General features: G+C 59.0%; 18 protein-coding genes. 2 read left to right on the forward strand and 16 right to left on the reverse strand.

Annotation, left to right across the window (positions count from 1 at the left end; translation table 11 throughout):
* Positions 1 to 39: 39 nt before the first annotated feature.
* Positions 40 to 1,458, reverse strand: a complete 1,419-nt coding sequence (locus tag J5276_RS04720) for a PLP-dependent aminotransferase family protein (RefSeq protein WP_003516009.1) — start codon at positions 1,456 to 1,458, stop codon at positions 40 to 42.
* Between the two features lie 93 nt (positions 1,459 to 1,551).
* Between J5276_RS04720 and J5276_RS04725 the strand changes: the two genes are divergently transcribed.
* Positions 1,552 to 1,857, forward strand: a complete 306-nt coding sequence (locus J5276_RS04725; RefSeq protein ID WP_003516008.1) for a DUF1127 domain-containing protein — start codon at positions 1,552 to 1,554, stop codon at positions 1,855 to 1,857.
* Between the two features lie 132 nt (positions 1,858 to 1,989).
* Here J5276_RS04725 and J5276_RS04730 read toward each other — a convergent pair whose 3' ends face one another.
* From J5276_RS04730 to J5276_RS04795, 14 genes are all read right to left on the reverse strand, one after another.
* On the reverse strand, positions 1,990 to 2,397 hold the full coding sequence (locus J5276_RS04730; RefSeq protein WP_112154604.1) for a hypothetical protein: 408 nt from the start codon (positions 2,395 to 2,397) through the stop codon (positions 1,990 to 1,992).
* 83 nt (positions 2,398 to 2,480) lie between these two features.
* Positions 2,481 to 3,152: a phosphoribosylformylglycinamidine synthase subunit PurQ gene (purQ, locus tag J5276_RS04735; RefSeq protein WP_003516005.1), complete on the reverse strand. Its 672-nt coding sequence runs from the start codon at positions 3,150 to 3,152 to the stop codon at positions 2,481 to 2,483.
* Between the two features lie 20 nt (positions 3,153 to 3,172).
* The gene (gene purS, locus J5276_RS04740; protein ID WP_003495372.1) at positions 3,173 to 3,415 is read right to left on the reverse strand and encodes a phosphoribosylformylglycinamidine synthase subunit PurS; all 243 of its coding nucleotides are present in this window, start codon (positions 3,413 to 3,415) and stop codon (positions 3,173 to 3,175) included.
* Between the two features lie 54 nt (positions 3,416 to 3,469).
* Positions 3,470 to 4,234, reverse strand: coding sequence for a phosphoribosylaminoimidazolesuccinocarboxamide synthase (gene purC, locus J5276_RS04745; RefSeq protein ID WP_003516002.1), 765 nt, complete (start codon positions 4,232 to 4,234; stop codon positions 3,470 to 3,472).
* 183 nt (positions 4,235 to 4,417) lie between these two features.
* Complete coding sequence (locus J5276_RS04750; protein WP_003516000.1) at positions 4,418 to 4,981, reverse strand: alpha/beta hydrolase; 564 nt, start codon at positions 4,979 to 4,981, stop codon at positions 4,418 to 4,420.
* A gap of 69 nt (positions 4,982 to 5,050) precedes the next feature.
* Complete coding sequence (gene purB, locus J5276_RS04755) at positions 5,051 to 6,358, reverse strand: adenylosuccinate lyase (RefSeq protein WP_025593893.1); 1,308 nt, start codon at positions 6,356 to 6,358, stop codon at positions 5,051 to 5,053.
* Between the two features lie 107 nt (positions 6,359 to 6,465).
* On the reverse strand, positions 6,466 to 7,002 hold the full coding sequence (locus tag J5276_RS04760; protein WP_111804473.1) for a hypothetical protein: 537 nt from the start codon (positions 7,000 to 7,002) through the stop codon (positions 6,466 to 6,468).
* 61 nt (positions 7,003 to 7,063) lie between these two features.
* Positions 7,064 to 7,741 (reverse strand): ribulose-phosphate 3-epimerase, encoded by a 678-nt coding sequence (rpe, locus tag J5276_RS04765; protein WP_003515995.1) that lies wholly within the window; start codon positions 7,739 to 7,741, stop codon positions 7,064 to 7,066.
* Between the two features lie 132 nt (positions 7,742 to 7,873).
* Positions 7,874 to 8,953 (reverse strand): ABC transporter substrate-binding protein, encoded by a 1,080-nt coding sequence (locus J5276_RS04770; protein WP_112154650.1) that lies wholly within the window; start codon positions 8,951 to 8,953, stop codon positions 7,874 to 7,876.
* A gap of 884 nt (positions 8,954 to 9,837) precedes the next feature.
* On the reverse strand, positions 9,838 to 10,257 hold the full coding sequence (locus J5276_RS04775) for an NUDIX domain-containing protein (RefSeq protein WP_003515990.1): 420 nt from the start codon (positions 10,255 to 10,257) through the stop codon (positions 9,838 to 9,840).
* A gap of 32 nt (positions 10,258 to 10,289) precedes the next feature.
* A complete protein-coding gene (locus J5276_RS04780) occupies positions 10,290 to 11,804 on the reverse strand; it encodes a DEAD/DEAH box helicase (RefSeq protein WP_019567097.1) in 1,515 nt (504 codons plus the stop codon).
* A gap of 219 nt (positions 11,805 to 12,023) precedes the next feature.
* Positions 12,024 to 13,340 carry a M23 family metallopeptidase gene (locus tag J5276_RS04785; RefSeq protein WP_112154606.1) on the reverse strand — a complete coding sequence of 439 codons (1,317 nt, stop codon included), beginning with the start codon at positions 13,338 to 13,340 and terminating at the stop codon, positions 12,024 to 12,026.
* A gap of 89 nt (positions 13,341 to 13,429) precedes the next feature.
* Positions 13,430 to 14,260: a ferritin-like domain-containing protein gene (locus J5276_RS04790; protein WP_112154607.1), complete on the reverse strand. Its 831-nt coding sequence runs from the start codon at positions 14,258 to 14,260 to the stop codon at positions 13,430 to 13,432.
* Positions 14,261 to 14,274: 14 nt separating this feature from the next.
* A complete protein-coding gene (locus J5276_RS04795) occupies positions 14,275 to 14,742 on the reverse strand; it encodes a peroxiredoxin (RefSeq protein ID WP_025593886.1) in 468 nt (155 codons plus the stop codon).
* Positions 14,743 to 14,860: 118 nt separating this feature from the next.
* Between J5276_RS04795 and J5276_RS04800 the strand changes: the two genes are divergently transcribed.
* Complete coding sequence (locus tag J5276_RS04800) at positions 14,861 to 18,244, forward strand: DUF3971 domain-containing protein (RefSeq protein WP_112154608.1); 3,384 nt, start codon at positions 14,861 to 14,863, stop codon at positions 18,242 to 18,244.
* 45 nt (positions 18,245 to 18,289) lie between these two features.
* Here J5276_RS04800 and tyrS read toward each other — a convergent pair whose 3' ends face one another.
* Positions 18,290 to 19,543 (reverse strand): tyrosine--tRNA ligase, encoded by a 1,254-nt coding sequence (gene tyrS / locus J5276_RS04805; RefSeq protein WP_003515978.1) that lies wholly within the window; start codon positions 19,541 to 19,543, stop codon positions 18,290 to 18,292.
* Positions 19,544 to 19,641 lie beyond the last annotated feature (98 nt).

Below are 19,641 nucleotides of genomic sequence, written 5' to 3' on the forward strand. Positions count from 1 at the left end.
TGAATTAGGGGGCGTGTTGCAGGAAAGACTCGTTCCCGCTCACGCCTCGCTTTCGTAGCCGGCTGAACCATTGTCGAGCAAATGCCGCAGGATACCAAGGGCATGCTTCAGTTCTTCCTGGTTTGACGGCCCGGAAAGGCTGATGCGGACACGGTGGTAAACCTTCTCCGTGCGCCCTGCCTTAAACTCGTCCTCGTCGTCTATCAACACACCTTCCTTCATGGCAGCGCTGCGGAAGGTTCCAGACAGCCACGGTTCAGGCAGCCTCAGCCACAGAAAGGCGATGTCTGGCAGGGAGTTGAATTCCAGCCCCGCAAAGATGCGTCTGGCGAGGGCCTCGCGCTGGTTGATCTCGGCGATACAGTCCTTGCGGATGTCGTCTGCGTCGCCGCTGTTGACGAGGCGTGCATTCAGTTCGGCCAGCATAAACGGCAGTCCGCCGGTTATCATCGAATGCGAAATTCGAATTCTCGAGGCGAATTGCGCCGGGCAGGCGACCCAGCCACCCCTGACGCCGGCGGAAACGGATTTCGACAGGCCGCCGACAACGAAGGTAAGATCGGGCGCGAATTCCGCAATGAGTGGGATCGCATCCCGCGTCATGGCGCCATAGAGATTGTCCTCCACGATCCATACGCCGTATCTGCGGGCGATATCGGCGATCGCCCGCCGCCGCTCCTCGGGCAGGGTGGCGCAGGTCGGGTTCTGGCCCGCCGACATCAGGAAGATCATCTTTGGATGCTGTTGGGCGCAAACGCGCTCGAAATCATCGGGGATAATGCCTTTCTCATCCACTTCCACCAGTGTCACCCGCCGTCCGGCAAGGGCGGCGCTGCGGCTGATATGGGAATAGGTGAGGGGTTCGAAAACGATACGGTCGCCCGGCGCGGTCATTGCCGTTACCACACTCATCACCGCAGCATGGGCGCCAAGCGTCGAAACGATGTTTTCCGGTTTCGGCGACCAGCCGTTCTGGGAAAGCCAGCGAACGCCCGCCATGCACCAGTTGTCGGGAAAGGAGCGGGTGTAGTTGGAAATTTCGAACGGATGCTCTCTCGTCACGGCCTCGACGTGTTTGCTGACCAGCGCGCTCTGCCCGACATCGGGAGCAGCCGTGGTGTTCAGGCGGAATTCGGCGCTGGTGTCCACCGCGTAGCGCGTGCCGCCGAAAGCCGATGCCGTCGGTTCCACGCGTGATAACGGGGCGGCAGCCTTACGCTCGTTGACATAGGTGCCACGGCCGACTTCGCCGCTGACGAGGCCGCGTTCGTGGATGAGAGCATATGCCCGGCTGATTGTACCGATTGTAACGCCCAGATCGAAAGCGAGATTGCGTTGCGGCGGCAATTTCGACCCGGCCTGCAAGATGCCATCCGAAATTGCGCCTTCGATCTTGTCCGCGAGGCGAAGGTAGATGGGGCCGTTGCCCTCGGTGATATCGGGAAGCCAATTTGTCATGGTGACAATTTATGCATTGTATCTATCCGCAAGTCAATTGTATTTATCGGATGCAGTCAATGAGATCAAACGCACGGAGACAATAGGTGCAATATGCGCAAGATGGATCAATACCTTTCGACAGCGGATACGCTTTATCCTGACGGCTACGAACGGGAACGCGTGTTCCGCGATACCGGCGACATGGTCGCACCGTCGCCCTTTCCGGCCCGGATCGCTCACACGCTTATTGGCCGCCTGATTGCGGGATTGTCCAACTGGCATGGCAAACGTCAGGGACGGCTTGCCTTGCGGGAATTGTCCGACGATCTTCTGGACGATATCGGCGTTACGCGGGACGAGGCCTTGAAGGAGGCCGCGAGATCGCAGCTGTTTTCATGGCCGTCGCGGCCGCTTTGATTTTCTGCCGGAGAGCGGCGCCATCTTTCCCCGGTGCCTGAACAGCCATTCGGCAGGCCCGCCACGCCAGTCCCAACCGGCGTCGGCGGGTCTTTTTTGTATTTGGCCGGCTTTTAGCGCAGTTTTGCCCGATCAGCAGCCCTTGCCGCCATTCGCCCAGCGTTTGACGTCGGTTGCGATGCGCCCGGAGATGGCTTCGTTCATAGCGGGGCCGAAAGCGTCGAGCTTTGCCGGGTTGCCTTCTGCCTGAATAACCAGCATCGGGCGCGATTCCGGGCTGTTGCGCGGTACGAGCAGAATGCGCGGACGGCCCGAGAAGGAGTTGAGTTCGGGCGCCAGGCGATAGGCCTTGAACGCCGGATCGCCCGATTTGAACCAGCAAGCATTGGCGCCAAGCGCGATTCGCTCCATCGTCGGTAATGCCGCACGGGATGCGGAGGACGATGCCGGTTGCGGCTTGGGCTGGCACGCAGCAAGCGCTGCTGCGGCGAGAAGCAATCCAGCGGCCTTCGGGGCGTGGGAACGGAGCAGGCGGTTCATCGCGTCATCCAAGGTAAGGGCCAAAAACTGGAGCCATAAAGAGCATCATCGGGAAGAGGGCAGGCGGATGGCCCGCCCGCTTGTCAGGCTGCGATAACGCCAAGCGCCGAGGCGAAGAGGCCACGGCCGTCATTGCCGCCATGGGCAGCTTCGATCAGGTTTTCCGGGTGCGGCATCATGCCGAGAACGTTGCCCTTGGCGTTGATGACGCCAGCAATGTCGTTCAGCGAGCCGTTCGGATTGGTGCCATCTGCATAACGGAAAACGACCTGACCGTTGTCTTCGACGGACTTAAGCTCATCCGTATCGAGGAAATAGTTGCCGTCGTGGTGGGCGACGGGGCAGCGCAGAACCTGGCCCTTGTCATAGGCGCGGGTGAATTCGGTGTCGTTGTTGACGACTTCGAGTTTCACTTCGCGGCACACGAATTTCAGCGAGGCATTGCGCATCAGCGCGCCCGGCAGCATGCCCGCTTCGACCAAAATCTGGAAGCCGTTGCAGACGCCGAGAACCTTGACGCCCTGCTCAGCCTTTTCGCGAATGGCCTGCATGACCGGCATGCGTGCAGCAATTGCGCCGCAACGCAGATAGTCGCCATAGGAAAAGCCGCCCGGAATGACGATCAGGTCGACATCCGGGATAGTCGTCTCCGTCTGCCAGATGGTGACGGGCGCCTTGCCGGAGATTTTCGTGAGTGCCGCGATCATGTCGCGATCGCGGTTGAGGCCGGGAAGTTGGACGACAGCGGATTTCATGGTCGGCGGCTCCTGCGGCTTTAGAGAATGGCGATAGAGTAGTTTTCGATAACCGTATTGGCCAAGAGCTTTTCGCACATCGCCTTCAGGTCGGTCTCGGCCTTGGCCTTGTCTGCACCTTCCAGTTCCAGATCGAAGACCTTGCCCTGACGGACATGGCCGACGCCACCGAAACCGAGGCTGCCGAGTGCGCCTTCGATTGCCTTGCCCTGCGGATCGAGAACGCCGTTCTTCAGCGTAACAGTCACCCGTGCCTTGATCACCTGATCTTCTCCTGATTTTACCTTGCTGGCCGATATTATTTCACGAGGCCGAAATTACTTTACCAGGACAGGGCCGGTGCCGCGGATCGGTTCGTTTTCATTGATGATGCCGAGACGGCGTGCCACTTCGGAATAGGCTTCCACGAGGCCGCCCATGTCGCGGCGGAACAGGTCCTTGTCCATTTTTTTCTGGGTCTCGATGTCCCACAGGCGGCAGCTGTCGGGCGAAATCTCGTCGGCGAGGATGATGCGCATCATGTCGCCTTCAAACAGGCGGCCGCATTCGATCTTGAAGTCGACCAGCTGGATGCCGACGCCCAAGAACAGGCCGGACAGGAAGTCGTTGACACGGATCGCCAGTGCCATGATGTCGTCAAGCTCGGCAGGGTTGGCCCAGCCGAAGGCCGTGATGTGCTCTTCGGAGACCATCGGGTCTTCCAGCTCGTCGGACTTGTAGTAGAACTCGATGATGGAGCGCGGCAGAACCACGCCTTCATCGATGCCGAGTCGCTTCGACAGCGAGCCGGCGGCGACATTGCGCACGACGATCTCGAGCGGGATCATCTCGACTTCCTTGATCAACTGCTCGCGCATGTTGAGGCGGCGAATGAAGTGTGTGGGAATGCCGATCTTGTTCAGATGCGTGAAGACATATTCACAAATCCGATTGTTCAACACACCTTTGCCGTCGATGACTTCGTGTTTTTTCTTGTTGAAGGCAGTCGCATCGTCCTTGAAGAACTGGATAAGCGTGCCTGGCTCCGGACCTTCGTAGAGGATCTTGGCCTTGCCTTCGTAAATACGGCGGCGACGGTTCATAATGGCAGGTCTCTTGGTTCACGCCGATTCTGGTGGCGTTGCGTTTCTGTCTTTGAGCGGTCCCATAAAGGAAAAGAGTGCATTCTACAATGCGGCTCGCATATCTTCCCTTCAATTCTTGTGTCGGGCGGAAGAATGTTGCCCGGCCGAAAATCGACCGGCTTCAGCGGTTGGCCGCGATGGTCAGGGCTCGTTCACCTTGAGGCGGCTCAGGAACTGGGCAAATACCATGCCACCCTCGGGCCAGGGGCCATGGCCAGACTCGGCGTTGATATGGCCTGACATGCCTGCATCCACCAACATCGCACCCCAGGCGGCGGCAATATCGTCGGCATGTTCGTAGGATCCAAAGGGATCGTTGCGGCTGGCAATTGTGATTGCCGGAAACGGCAATGGATCACGCGGATAGGGACCGAAGGTCATCAGATGTTTCGGCCTGATATCGGGATTGGCGACATCCGGTGGCGCCACCAGAAGCGCGCCTGCAACCTTCTTGCCGATTTCCGGAAGGGCGTGGATGACGGTCGGCACACCCAGCGAATGGGCGACGATGACAACGGGCTTGGTCGAGGCGTTAACCTCTTCCACCAGCCGCGCGATCCAGTCTTCCTTCACCGGTTTTGACCATTCAGCCTGCTCGACGCGGCGCGCTGTCGAAAGCTTGCGCTCCCAGCGTGTCTGCCAGTGGTCAGGACCGGAATTGGTGTAACCCGGTACGATGAGAATATCTGCTTCTGAAACTTTCATGGGCCCATATCTGTGGTTTCATGCCGTCGCGATCAAGGTCGCGACGGCATTAACTTCGGGAGCCTCGCCTCAGGCGTTGCCGAAGACGCGGGCGAAGATCGTGTCGACATGCTTGGTGTGGTAACCGAGGTCGAATTTTTCGCGGATGACGCTTTCGGGAAGGGCGGCGCGCACTTCCTCGTCGCCCAGCAGTTCCTCAAGGAAATCCGCACCCTGTTCCCAGACCCTCATGGCGTTGCGCTGCACCAGACGGTAGGCGTCCTCGCGGGAAACGCCGGCCTGCGTCAGCGCCAGAAGAACGCGCTGCGAGTGCACGAGGCCGCGGAACTTGTTCATGTTCTTCAGCATGTTGTCGGGATAGATCACCAGCTTTTCGATGACGCCGGCAAGGCGGTTCAGCGCAAAATCGAGGGTGACTGTGGTGTCGGGGCCGATGGCGCGCTCCACGGAAGAGTGGCTGATGTCACGCTCATGCCAGAGCGCCACGTTTTCAAGCGCTGGAACGACCGACATGCGCACCAGGCGGGCAAGGCCCGTGAGGTTTTCGGTGAGAACCGGGTTACGCTTGTGCGGCATCGCCGACGAACCCTTCTGGCCGGGAGAGAAGAACTCTTCCGCTTCCAGAACCTCGGTGCGCTGCATGTGGCGGATTTCGATGGCGACGTTTTCGATCGACGAGGCGATGACGCCGAGGATGGCGAAGAACATGGCGTGGCGGTCACGCGGGATGACCTGCGTGGAGACCGGCTCGGGCACGAGGCCGAGCTTTGCGCAGACATGTTCCTCGACGCGCGGATCGATATTGGCGAAGGTGCCGACAGCACCGGAGATCGCGCCCGTGGCGATTTCCGCGCGCGCATTGACGAGACGCTCGCGGTTGCGATGCATCTCGGCGTAGAAGCGGGCGAAGGTCAGGCCCATCGTGGTCGGCTCGGCGTGGATGCCGTGGCTGCGGCCGATGCGTACCGTGTTCTTGTGTTCGAAAGCGCGGGTCTTGAGCGCCGCCAGCACGCGGTCCATATCGGCCAGCAGCAGATCGGCAGCGCGGACGAGCTGGATGTTGAGGGTTGTGTCAAGCACGTCGGACGAGGTCATGCCCTGGTGGATGAAGCGGCTGTCGGGACCGACGAATTCCGCAAGGTGGGTGAGGAAGGCGATGACGTCGTGTTTGGTGACGGCCTCGATCTCGTCGATACGGGCGACGTCGAAAGTCGCGCTGCCGCCTTTTTCCCAGATGGTCTGTGCGGCCGATTTCGGAATGACGCCGAGCTCGGCCAGCGCGTCACAGGCATGCGCCTCGATCTCGAACCAGATGCGGAATTTTGTTTCCGGCGACCAGATGGCGACCATTTCCGGCCGGGAGTAACGAGGGATCATGGCAATGACTTTCTTTGTGGAGGAATTTTGCTGCCCGTTTAGCAAAGTGTTCCGCGAATCTCAATCTATCAAGCCTGCGCATCGGCTCGATGCGTACATTCAAAATGCTAGAGCGTCCGGTGTACGTCCGAACGGACGCGTGGCGCTCTGTGCGCACGGCGGCAAAGGATGGCGCCTGCCAGCGCAAGCGGAATGGCGGCAAACGGAAAATAGAGGCCGAGGCCGAGAATGCAGAACTGGTAGATCGCGCCAAGCGAGGTGAAAAATTGCTGGAAAAACCAGATGCGGGAAAATGCCGGCGCGTGCCATTGCGCATAAAAGATGCGGTACTGGAGCGCGAAAAATGCCGCCGCCACCGCGATCGTGAAAAAAGCGATGGCAAGGCAGCTTGCCGCAAAACGCAGCGGCAGGCTGGTGGGTGCGGGCAGGAAGCGCAAGGCAACCATGGCCAGCGGCCAGCCCAGGAGACCGCCGAAGAAGAACAGCACGGCGATATCGGCGGCATGGTCGGTTTCCAGCCGGTTGCGGAGATAGAGGCCGAGGGTAGCGGTGGCTGCCGAGATGGCGGCCCAGACAAGCGGAGCGAGGAGCGAAAACAGCGCTGCCGGGATGACGTCGTGGAAATTCCGCCTGTCGCTGTTCATCAAAGCCCCCACCCAAACGCCCTGCCGTCCCGTCTCCGGTGTATCCGGCTGCTGTGGCGGGTCAGGACCGGGCGGCTTCCGACACCGAGCGCAACAACGAAACCGTCTTGCGATAGTCTGCGACGCCATCACCCTTGAAGACGGCCGAACCGGCCACCAGCGCATTGGCACCGGCTGCGACGATGGCGCCGGCTGTCTCCGCCGTCACGCCGCCGTCCACTTCAAGTTCGATCGGCCGGTCGCCGATCATGGCCTTTGCCGCACGGATCTTATCGAGCATGGCCGGAATGAATTTCTGTCCACCGAAACCGGGATTGACGCTCATGATCAGCACGAGATCGACATCGTCAAGCACGTTTTCGATGACCGAAAGCGGCGTGGCGGGGTTGAGCGTCACGCCGGCCTTCCTGCCGAGCGTGCGGATGGTCTGGAGTGAGCGATGGAGATGCGGGCCTGCCTCCGCATGGACGGTAATGCCGTCGCAGCCGGCCTTGGCGAAGGCTTCGAGGTAGGGATCGACGGGGGCAATCATCAGGTGGCAGTCGAAAAAGGCATTGCTGTGCGGGCGGAGCGCCTTGATGACGTCAGGACCGAACGAGATGTTTGGCACGAAATGGCCGTCCATGACATCGAGGTGGATCCAGTCTGCGCCCGCTTCCGTCACATCGGCGACTTCCTGTCCCAGCTTGGCGAAATTGGACGCCAGAATGGACGGTGCGATCCGGATGGGCAGGGACATGGGGCAAACTCCTCTCGACGCGTTGCGTAAGCTGCCTTTAGCATCAAGTATCAGGGTTTGAAACGGCTTGTCGCGCGGTTGCCGCCGGTTTTCAGCCGCGGCTTACTGAATTTCCAGCGATACCGGCTTCACCTATTGTCTTTCGGCCTTGTCCGCCTGTTCGAAACGCTGGCTGTTCCAGCGCTGCAGGCGATAGGGATTGTCTGCAAGTTCATGCGAAGGGTTGAAAGCGATATCGCCGAGCACGGTTTTGAAGATGGTACCGTTCGCCAGTATCTCCGGTGCGGGTTTCCCTTGGGATTGGGCTGCTTCGGCAAGCGCCGCAGTCAGTTCCGCAGCCGCATAGGAGGGCAGGACGTAACCTTCCGGCTCGATATTGGCGGCACGCAATTCGCCGGCGACGGCCTGTGCCGAAGGTAATGTGTCATAGGCCGGGCGCGTGACCGCTAGCACATTTGCTGCAAGTGGCACGGGGTTGTTTGCCGCATTCATGGCGTCGCCGCTCATGATGGTGAGCGGAATGTTTTCGGAGCCGGCGTCTCTGGCGACAATCGCGACGTCGTTGCGTTCCGCGCCGATGAACACATGGGTGATGCCGGTGCGCCCCAGCCGGCGCACAAGCGCCACCTGTTGCTCCTGTGCCGGGCGCAGCGTATCGGTGAGTGTCGGTTTCAGCCCGTTCTCCTCCAGCGCCGAACGGATGCGATCTACCAGATCGCGACTGAAGATCGTGCCATCATCCACGAGTCCAATGGAATGTCCCTTCCAGTCGCGCAGGATGATTTCTGAGGCCCGGTCCGATTCGGCTTTGTCCGATGGCGCTAGGCGGAAAAGCGGCCAGCTGTATTTCAGAGCGTCTTCCATCAGGATCGGGGCACGGCTGGAAAGCGTGATTGCTGGAATGGCGGCTGACTTCAGAGGCGGCAGAACGCCCTGAAGCGTTTCCGTGCACAAAAAACCGATTGCCGCGCTGACCTTGGCGGCCACGAGACCATCGGCAATCGCGCCGCCGCTGCCGTCTTCGCAGCTTTCATGGATTTCGACGACATCTAGCCCGAGCTTGGCGGCCGCGGCCTTCGCGCCCTGCCTGACCTGTTGCCCCAGCAGTTCGTATGGGCCGTTCTGTGGGGCAACGATGCCGATCGACGCCGCGCATGCTGAGCCCGCAAAGGCAAAACCGGCGATGATCGTTAGCAGGCGAAGTGAAAGCATGACGTGCGCGAAATCCTGTTGTCCCGGTTTGATGTTTATCGGCAACAACTGGTTTTCCAAAGGAAAAATCGCTGATACCCATCATAATCGCACATCATCGTTCACTGCACGGCCGTTTTGATCGCAACTCATCCAATTTGAAACAACAGTCTGCAATAACGCGTTATGGTTGTATATATTCAATGTGATCGCGCGCGATTGTTTTTTGCCGAGATTCATCTTTTTTAAGGTCGGCAATTCACTCTGTAATTTCATAAAAGCGGAAGTACTGCTCGTCATGGTTTAGAGCATTTTTACTTTATAAAACTGTAACATGCAGTGCGTATAAGCACAGTTTTATAAGGGCGGGTTTGCGATTTTGCCTTTTATAGTGCACCCCAATAAAATGCACATTTTATTTCCACTTATCTAATTTATTGATTTAAAAAGAGAATATACATATTTCTCTGCGCGTTATTTGTGCTTTGCCATGTTTTTTTCGCATTTGCGAGAAGATCTGCTTGACGAAAAGTAAATGGTTAGATTAGATATAGGTGTTTCAGGGGACGACTGAAATTGGCTGTAAAAAGCCTCGGAAGTGTTCCGAACTTAAGCACTGCCAAACTATATTACATTCTATATTCTATTATTTTCATTACGTATAAGCCGCTTCGGGCAACCGGGGCGGTTTTTTATGTGATGCTAATTTAAGCAATTTTAAATTGCATTCGAAAAGCTTCGCGAAAAGATATTCTTCCAGCATTGGGTTTTCCGAAAGCAAATCGCGCAGGAGCGTCGCGTCTGTCGCAGGCGAGGCCTGTTTTTAGTAGAGCTCAAGACGCCGTTGAGTGCCGCGAAAAGCCCACGCCGGTCAGCGCTGATGCCGCTTCCGTCCGCTAGCGACTCTATTTCGTCAGAGCAGCCAGCGCGTCTTTTGCAAAGGCAGAGATGGGTTCGGGAAGGTTATCGGGGTCGAACCAGCCGATATCGGAAAGCTTGTCCGGTTCTGTCAGTACCGGCTCACCCTGCGTGTCGCGGGTGACGAAGATCAGCGAGACCCAATGGTGCCGGTCTGCGACATTGATATATTCGCTATGACAGAGAAATTCGACCTTGCCGATTGTCAGCCCGGTCTCTTCTTCAGCTTCTCGCCGTGCTGCGGCGAGGGATGATTCAAGGTGATCGACTTTGCCGCCCGGAATATTCCAGTATCCGGCTTCCGGCGCTTTCAAGCGCCGGCATAAAAGCAGGCGGCCATCACGCAATATGGCAAGCCCAACGCCGACGCCTGGAAAATCTTGTCCTGGCTTGATCGTCGGCGTCATGCGTATTGTTTCCTGCGTCAGGCCGTCGGGGCTCAGCCCTTGGCGTTGGCCACGATCAGCATGAAAGCGGGAATGTCATCGCCGAAACCAACAGGCGTCGGGCCATCGTCATGGTCACGGTAATGGCGGCGACGGTCGCGGTTGTCGTCATTGGCGTGCAGCGGGTTCAGGTTGCGGCTGTTGCGCTCGGAATTGCGCGGGGTCTTTTCCGGTCTGCGTTCTGCCTTCACCTTGTCTTCTCCGTGAGCCGCGATGTCCGTATCCACAGTGGTGGATTGTGCACCCTGATTGATGTTTTCTACCGGCGATGCAGGTGCATCGCGACGGTTTCTGTCGCGGCCTCTGCCGCCACGTTCCTTGGTGCCCCGGCGGCCGGTATTGCTTTCAAAGCTTTCCATGGGCGCGGGGAGGGAGGACAGGTCACCGTTCAGCCATTCGACCTTCTCGGTGATCAGCTTTTCGATCGCGTCGAGATATTTCGCATCGCTCTTGGTGACGAGTGTGAAGGCCTTGCCCGAACGGCCAGCACGACCGGTACGGCCAATGCGGTGGACATAGTCTTCGGCATGAATGGGAACGTCGAAGTTGAAGACGTGGCTGACATCGGGAATATCAAGACCGCGGGCTGCAACGTCGGAAGCGACCAGCAGCGTCAGCTGACCGTCCCGGAAGTTCTGCAGCATGGTCGTGCGCGAACGCTGGTCCATGTCGCCATGCAGCGCGCCGACGGAAAAGCCGTGACGATCCAGCGAACGGAAGAGGTCGGCAACGTCCTTTTTGCGATTGCAGAAAATGATCGCGTTCTTGAGTTCGGCTTCTTCGGCACGGACGAGATCGCGCAGGACAGCGCGCTTCTCATAGTCCTTGTTGTGCGAAGCGACGATGCGCTGGGTAACGGTCTTTGCCGTGGAGGAGGGCTTGGCAACCTCGATACGGGTCGGGTTCTGCAGGAACCTGTCGGCAAGCTTCTGAATTTCCGGCGGCATGGTGGCCGAGAAGAACAGGGTTTGCCGGGTAAAGGGAATCATCTTGGCGATGCGTTCGATATCGGGAATGAAGCCCATATCCAGCATGCGATCGGCTTCATCGATCACGAGGATTTCAACGCCGGTCATCAGGAGCTTGCCGCGCTCGCAATGGTCGAGAAGGCGGCCGGGCGTGCAGATGAGAACATCGGCGCCGCGCTCAAGCTTGCGGTCCTGATCTTCAAAAGAAACGCCACCAATCAGAAGGGCGACGTTCAGCTTGTGATTCTTGCCGTATTTCTCGAAGTTTTCGGCTACCTGTGCCGCCAGTTCGCGGGTCGGCTCGAGGATCAGCGTGCGCGGCATTCGTGCGCGTGCGCGGCCTTTTTCCAGCAGTGTGAGCATCGGCAGAACGAAGGATGCGGTTTTCCCCGTGCCGGTCTGTGCGATACCGCAGATATCACGCTTTTCGAGAGCAGGCGGAATTGCGCCAGCCTGAATGGGTGTCGGCGTCGTGTAGCCGGCATCTGCAATAGCGGAAAGAACTTTTTGGCTCAGGCCAAGATCAGAGAATGTTGTCAAAGGAAGAACTTTTTCCGTTCTGGTTCGGTAAGAATACCTGCGTGCCGCTGCGACACTTGCAAAGACTTGGCGCGGGGATATGCCCAAATTGCCAGAAAGTCAAGGAAACAACCGGAAATGCGCGTGAAACGGCGAGACGTTGGCGAGGCTTTTGGGCCTTCAGCGCGGTTTCTGGCGATTTATCGCAAAAAGGGCGAAAAAAGCGTTAAAATCGTACTGCTATTTGAGATAGGTTTTAAGCTCGGCCCCGGCGACCAGAAACCGCATCGGATCAACAGGCGTGTCGTTGCGGCGGACCTCGTAATGTACGTGCGGACCGGTGGAGCGGCCGGTGCTGCCAGCACGGCCAACGATGTCGCCGGCCTCCACCTTGTCGCCGGCTTTGACCAGAATGGTGGAGAGATGGCCGAATCGCGTCGATACGCCCTGGCCGTGATCGATCTCGACCATATTGCCGTAGCCGCCGGAGTTTTCCGCAACCGTTACCTTTCCAGCGCCCGTCGCCTTGACGTCGGCGCCTGTTTCGGCGCGAAAATCGATGCCGGTATGTAAAGCAGGCCGTCCGAGGAAAGGGTCGAGCCGGTTTCCGAATCGGCTGGTGATCGCCCTGCCGGGGGCCGGATTGCCGAAGGGCAGGGCGGTTGCGGTTTCCTTGACGATATCCAGCCGGTTGAGCGCATTGTCTAGATTGGTCAGAGACATATTGAAGGGATCGGTTTCATTCCCCTGCGGATCCGCATAGGGGCCGCCGACACCGTCCGTGCCACTTTCGTCGATTTTCAGACCCGCCTGCCGGATGATATCCTGCATCGCGCTTGCCTTGTCCTCGGCGTCGCTGGTCAGTCTGGCGATCCGTGATATCTGCTGGCGTTCGATATCCTTCAACGACAGCGTGACCTTGGAAAACACGCGGTCGGCGCGGTCGGAAGGCGTTTCGCCGTTTTCGGGCACATAGGATGCCCGCTTGTCGGTTCCGGCTGGCTTTTCCGGCTGCGATGGGCGGGGCGCCATCAGATTTTCTATGGCGGAGAGGCCACCTGTCAGATCGGCGCGTTTTTCCGGTGCCATCGCGTTCGAGAGCGAGGAGGGCGCGGTTTGAATGGGGGGCATGGCCGTGGAGGCGGCGATGCCGGAATTTTCCGCGCGCTCCAGCAATTCGCTCATCCGCCCGTGTCTGGACGTGAGTGCCGCCTGCTGTTGCAGCAGTTTTTCCACTTTCTTTTCAACCACCTGCTGGTCGAGCAACTGTCTTGAGGTAACGCGGTCCACCTGCGCCCTCAGCGCGGCGATACGGTCTTCGTAATCGTGCTGCATGCGGGTCTGGCGCGCCATGGTCGCGCCGATCAGGTCGTCACGCAGGATGAGATAGCCGGTGGCGCCCAGATAACCGAGCGAGAAAAGGCCGATCGTGCAGCCGGCAAGCGCCGTCATCCAAGGCCGGATCGTCATGTGCCGGACCTTGTCACCGCTTGCCAGCACCAGAACGTGCTGCTGCCGCTTTTTGCCGAATACCCGGTTTTCCGCTGTATCAGTCAAAATCTCTCTCCGGACTGGCCGATTTCTCACAGGAAATCATACTTCGTTAAGGTTAACGAAGTTTTGCACCATGCGCCGGGCTGCGGGCGTCAGCTGCTGTTGCTGACAGCAGTGAGGGAGCGGTAAAAGGATGGCGTCAACCCGGCTTCGGCGCGGGCTAGGTCGTTGAAGGGCGGTTTCAGCGGTCCCCGGAAATTAGCACGCACCAGTTGCCTGAAGGTTGCTGCCGGGTCCTTCTTTTCACGGGCGCACAGGAAGCGAAACCATTTGGCGCCGATGGCGACATGGCCCTTTTCGTCATTGTAGATGACATCGAGAACGGCGGCGCTTTCAAGGTCTCCGGTTTCGCGCATCTTCGCCTGCAGGGAGGGCGTCACGTCCAGTCCGCGCGCCTCGAGGATGAGCGGCACGACTGCGAGCCGCGCGGTGAGGTCGTTGCGGGTTGAATGCGCCGCCTGCCAGAGCCCGTCATGGGCGGGCAGATCGCCGTAATCCGCGCCGAGGTTTCGCAGCCTTTCCCGCACCAGCCGGAAATGTTTCGCCTCCTCGAAGGCAACCTGCATCCAGCCGTTGAAAAAGGAATGCGGCACCGGCTCGCTGGCATAACGGGCCACAATGTCGAGCGCGAGGTCAACGGCGTTCAGCTCGATATGGGCGATGGCGTGCAGCAGCGCTATGCGACCCTTGACGCTGTGTAGGGAGCGGCGCTCCACGGCGGTCGGCGGAACGAGTTCCGGTTTATCCGGCCTGCCCGGACGTTCGGGCAGGGGTGGATCTAGGGGGGAGCGCAGCGACAGGCGGCGCTCGAACCATCGTGTCGCCGTTTCCTGCGCCAGTGCGGTTTTTCTGTCGAGATCGGCGCAGGCAATCGCCTCGGTGGCGCCGCCGCGCAGCGAGATGATCCTGAAGGTGGGCGTCACGACAGGGGCGTTTCTCAGAGCTTCCGTGCGGCGTCGAGAACGGCCTGTGCGTGGCCCGGAACCTTCACCTTGTTCCAGATTTCCGCGACCGTACCGTCAGGTGCTACGAGGACGGTGGTGCGTTCGACACCCATGTATTTTTTGCCATACATGCTTTTTTCCTTCCAGACGCCGTAGGCCTCAAGAGCCTTCCGTTCCTCGTCGGCGGCCAGCATCACCGAAAGCTTGTGTTTTGCAGCAAACTTGTCGTGGCTTTTGACGCTATCAGGGGAAATGCCGATGACGACAGTATTGGCGGCCTCGAATTCCGCGCCAAGGGCACTGAAATCTATCGCTTCGGCGGTGCAGCCGGATGTGTCGTCCTTCGGGTAGAAATAGAGAACGACCGCCTTGCCTCGCAGGCCGGACAATGTCACCGTTCCTTCACCGTTGCGGGGCAAAGTAAAATCCGGGGCAGGGCTGCCAATCGTCAGTTCTGTCATAATCATCTTTCTTTCGCCGGGATGTTGAGTGAAAGTCGCCACATTCGATATATAGCGAAACCGGGCGTCGTCCAGTGTTGAGGCGAAACAAAAGCTATTCAGGGGCAAACACGGGCGTATGGCTGAAGTAAGGGGTGAAAAGGTCAAGTTCAGCAAGCGCGATATCGTTGCGCTGCATGATCTTCCTTCGGCGCAGGCCGAAGATCCTCTCATCGTGCATTGCCCGGCGCCGCGCTCCATGGCGCGTGCTCTCATCAAGATTTTCGCTGCTCTTTTCGTACTGGCCTTCTTGTCCATCGGCGGCATCATTGTCTCCGTCGAAACCGGATCGATCGACAATGCCCTTTCCAGCCAGGCGCAGCAGGCGCTCGAACGGGCGCTCGGACCCCACTACAGCGCGCGAATCGGTTCTTCGGCCATCAGGTTCTCGACCGGGCTGCGGCTTGCGCTGGTGGCCGAGGATGTGGATATCGTCGAGAAGGAATCCGGCCAGCATTTGAGCCGGGCAAGGGCTATCGGCATGGCGCTCGATCCGCTCGCGCTTTTGACCGGACGCGTCTCCGTGCAAAGTCTCGAGGCCGACGGGATGGAACTCGATACGGCCCTTTTGCCGAAGGGTAACGGTTTCGATCTCGCCAGCATCCGGCTGGACGCTGTTCCGCAGCAGTTGCAGGCGGCGTTTTCCCAGCTGGACAAATTGGCGCAGGCGTTTTTAAGCAGCGGAACAGAGGAAATCGATATTTCCAGCGTCTCGATCCACTTGCCACCGAGCGAAGCCGGCAAGCCACGCGTCGTTGAAGTGCGCGAGCTTTCATTGACCCCTGACCAGCAGGGCGGATATTCGCTTGAGGGTGAAACGCTGTTTAACGGCGAAATCGCCAGCCTGTCGCTAAAGACATCGGGATCAGGCGGTGTGATAGACGGTTTCGACGCGCGCATCGACGGTTTCGACATCGGTCCTTTTCTGGAAAAATTCGATCCTGAAGGCAATCTTCATGAGGGGCTGAACGTCAAGACCGGTGTCAGCATCCTCGCCCGGCGTTCCATGCCCGGACATGAGCCGCGGCTGGAAATCTCGCTCGGCATGGGCAATGGAATGCTTCTTATCGGCGGCGAGGCTCAGCCCTTCACTGCCGGCACCGTCAACGCGCGCTACGATTTTCAGAAAAACAGTCTTGTCATTGGGAATTCGCGGATCGACCTTGGGCGAACGGCTATTCCGGTCACTGGGGAAATCACGGATACCCAAGAGGGCTTCGATCTTTCGCTGCGGATCGACAATGCGGTTGCCTCGGCCGAAGCCTCTGGCGAAGACCCCGTTCCTTTCAGCTTGAAGGCGGACGGGCAATTCAATGTCGCGACCAGGCAGCTCGAGGTTCCCTCGCTATACGTTACCGGCCCGCTTGGAGACATGGCAGGCTCGCTGAAAATCCGCTTCGGCCAGGGCTCGCCTGAAATCAGTTTTGCCGGGCAGATTCCCAAGATGGAGGCCACGGCGGTCAAGCAGCTCTGGCCGTTCTGGATGGCGCACAAGCCGCGCGAGTGGGTGGTGTCCAATCTTTATGGCGGCACGGTCACGAACGGCTCGATTGCGATCTTCATTCCGCAGGGACGGATGTGCGGTCCCGGTTGCCCGCTGGTGCTGGGCGAGAGCGAAATGCAGATCCGCTTCGATATCGACGGTACGCGTCTCAATACTACCGGCGACATTCCGCCGCTGCGCGACGTTGATGCGCATTTCAATCTCGTCGGCGGCCGGATGAATGTCGATCTCAAGAACGCGACATCCTATTTCGCCTCCAATCGGTCACTTGCGCTGGAGGACAGCCGGTTCTCCATGTCCGACGTCTATGCAAAGCCCCTGCTTGGGAATCTCGAGTTGAACGTTTCGGGCTCGGCAGATGCCGTGGCTGAGCTTGCGACGCTGAAGCCTATCAATGCGCTCAAGGATACGCAGTTCAAACCGGATGACTTCACCGGCGACGTGACGGCGAATGCAAAGCTGACCGTCGGCATGCTTTCCAGCCAAAATCCACCGCCGCCGGTGTGGACTGCCGATCTCGATCTGAAGAACCTGTCGCTGACAAAGCCGTTTGCCGGCCGCAAGGTGACCGCGCTTGACGGTTTCATGTCCATCAACGACCGGCAGCTCAAGCTTGAAGGCAAGGGCCGGGTGGACGATGTTCCGATGTCTATCGAGATGACGGAGCCGGTGCGCAAGAACAGCGACGTTGCTCCAACGCTGTCGCTGAAAGCAACCCTGAACGAGACGCAGGTCGCCAAGCTTGCACCGGAGCTTTCCACGGTTCTTGGCGGCACGACCGTTGTGGAAATCGATGGCGCGGATACGAAAAGTCAGGAGATACAGCTCGATCTGGCGAAGGCGTCTATCATTCTGCCGGGGCTTGGATGGAGCAAGGGCGTCGGTATTCCGGCAAAAGCGACCTTTAACCTGGAAACCAGCGATGGCCGCACGACGATCAGTGATTTCTCCCTAACCGGGGACGGCTTCGGCGCTGCCGGAGATGTCACCTTCACCAAGAACGGGCTGATTTCGGCCGATCTCAGCCGCGTGCAATTGTCACCTTCCGACAATTACGCCGTCGCCATCACTGCCTCCAAAAACGGATACAGCATCAACGCTTCGGGAAAATCGGCCGATCTCCGGCCTTTCCTCTCAAAGCTTCGCAGTTCCTCAGGGGCAGGTGACGGCACATCGCGTTCGCAGCCGTCCCTTGCCATCAAGGCGCAACTCGACAAGGTCTACGGCTTCAACGACGAGATCCTTTCCAATGTCAGTGCCGATGTCAGTGTGCGTGACGGCAAGGTCCGTTCGGTTGATTTTCGCGGCGTCACCGGCAGGGGCCAGGCGGTTGTGGCGCAGACGACCAATCGCGGCGCGACGGGAACCGTGACGCTTACCAGCAGCGATGCCGGTTCTCTTGCCCGTTTCACCAATATCTACACCCGCATTCGCGGTGGTCTTCTCAATCTCGCACTCTCGACCGTCAACGGCAGCGACTGGAGCGGTTCGCTCGATCTGCGCAATTTCGCCGTTGTCAACGAAGCGAAGCTTCAGGATATCGTCGCCACGCCGACGGGCGATGACGGCCGGAGCCTCAACACGGCGGTCCGCCGCAATATCGATGTCAGCTCGGAGAAATTCCAGCGCGGTTTTGCCCGGCTCGTTTACGTCAACGGCTCTGTTGCGGTGGAAAACGGCGTGGTGCGCGGCGAACAGATCGGTGCGACGTTTCAGGGCCTGCTGAAAGACCAGAACGGTCGTATGGACATGACCGGCACCTTCATGCCCGCCTATGGCCTGAACCGGCTGTTCGGCGAATTGCCTTTCATCGGCATCTTCCTCGGCAACGGCCGCGACCGCGGGCTGCTCGGCATCACCTTCAAGCTTTCCGGCCAGACGGACCAGCCGAAGCTGACAATCAACCCGCTGTCGCTGATAGCGCCGGGCGTCTTCAGGCAGATTTTCGAGTTTCAATAAAAAGGGCCGCTTCCGCGGCCCTTCATCTGATGATTTGCGCGGGTGTTACGCCGGGCGAACGAGAACGTGCTTCTTCTTGCCAACCGAAAGCTTGATGATGCCATCGCCGGTGATCTCGGCGGAACCGATCATCTGGCGATCGTCGGATACGCCCTTGTCGTTGATCTTTACCGCGCCGCCCTGAACGTGACGGCGGGCTTCGCCATTCGAGCCGGCAAGGCCAGCGCGGACGATGAGCGACAGGACGCCGACGCCGGCATCGAGTTCGGATGCCGGAACCTCGATGGAGGGCAGGTTTTCAGCAAGCGCGCCTTCCTCAAAAGTCTTGCGCGCCGTTTCGGCAGCTTCTTCGGCAGCGGCACGGCCATGCAGAATGGCCGTCACTTCCGTTGCGAGGATTTTCTTCGCCTCGTTGATCTCAGATCCGCCAAGGGCGGCGATGCGTGCGATCTCATCCATCGGCAGCGTGGTGAAGAGCTTGGCGAAGCGAACCACGTCCGCGTCTTCCGTGTTGCGCCAGTATTGCCAGAAATCATAGACCGGCAGCAGGTCCTTGTTGAGCCAGACGGCACCGGACGCGGACTTGCCCATCTTCGCACCCGAAGACGTGGTCAAAAGCGGGGAGGTCAGCGCATAGAGCTGCGGTGTCCCCATGCGGTGACCGAGGTCGATACCGTTGATGATGTTGCCCCACTGGTCAGAGCCGCCCATCTGTAGGCGGCAGCCGGTACGCTGGTTCAGTTCCACGAAATCGTAGGCCTGGAGGATCATGTAATTGAATTCGAGGAAGGACAGCGACTGCTCGCGGTCGAGGCGCGTCTTCACGCTGTCGAAGGACAGCATGCGGTTGACCGAGAAGTGGCGGCCGACGTCGCGCAGGAATTCGAGGTAGTTGAGCCCACGCAGCCAGTCGGCATTATTGATCATCAGCGCCGGATTTTCCGCGCGATCGTAATCGAGGTAGTTGGCGAAAACGTGCTTGAGCGAGGTGATGTTGTCCTCGATCATGTCGATCGTCATCAGCTTGCGGGCCTCCTCCTTGAAGGAGGGATCGCCAACCATGCCGGTGCCGCCGCCCATCAGCGAAATCGGCTGGTGACCGGTCTTCTGCATCCAGTGCAGCATCATGATCTGGGTGAGGTGGCCGACATGCAGGCTGGAGGCCGTCGGGTCATAGCCGATATAGGCGGTCACGGTTTCCTTGGCGAACAGTTCGTCGAGACCCGACTCGTCGGAGATCTGGTGAATGAAGCCGCGCTCATCGAGCGTGCGGAGGAAATCGGACTTGAACCTGGACATAACCTTTTTCTTTCTGGTTGGACCTTTGCCGTCATTGTCTGTCAATGAACGCGGGGGGCTTTACCATTGTTTTTTGAAAAGTGCACCCGTTTCGGCCA

Source organism: Agrobacterium sp. S7/73 (assembly GCF_019355535.1).
Lineage (GTDB): Bacteria > Pseudomonadota > Alphaproteobacteria > Rhizobiales > Rhizobiaceae > Agrobacterium > Agrobacterium tumefaciens.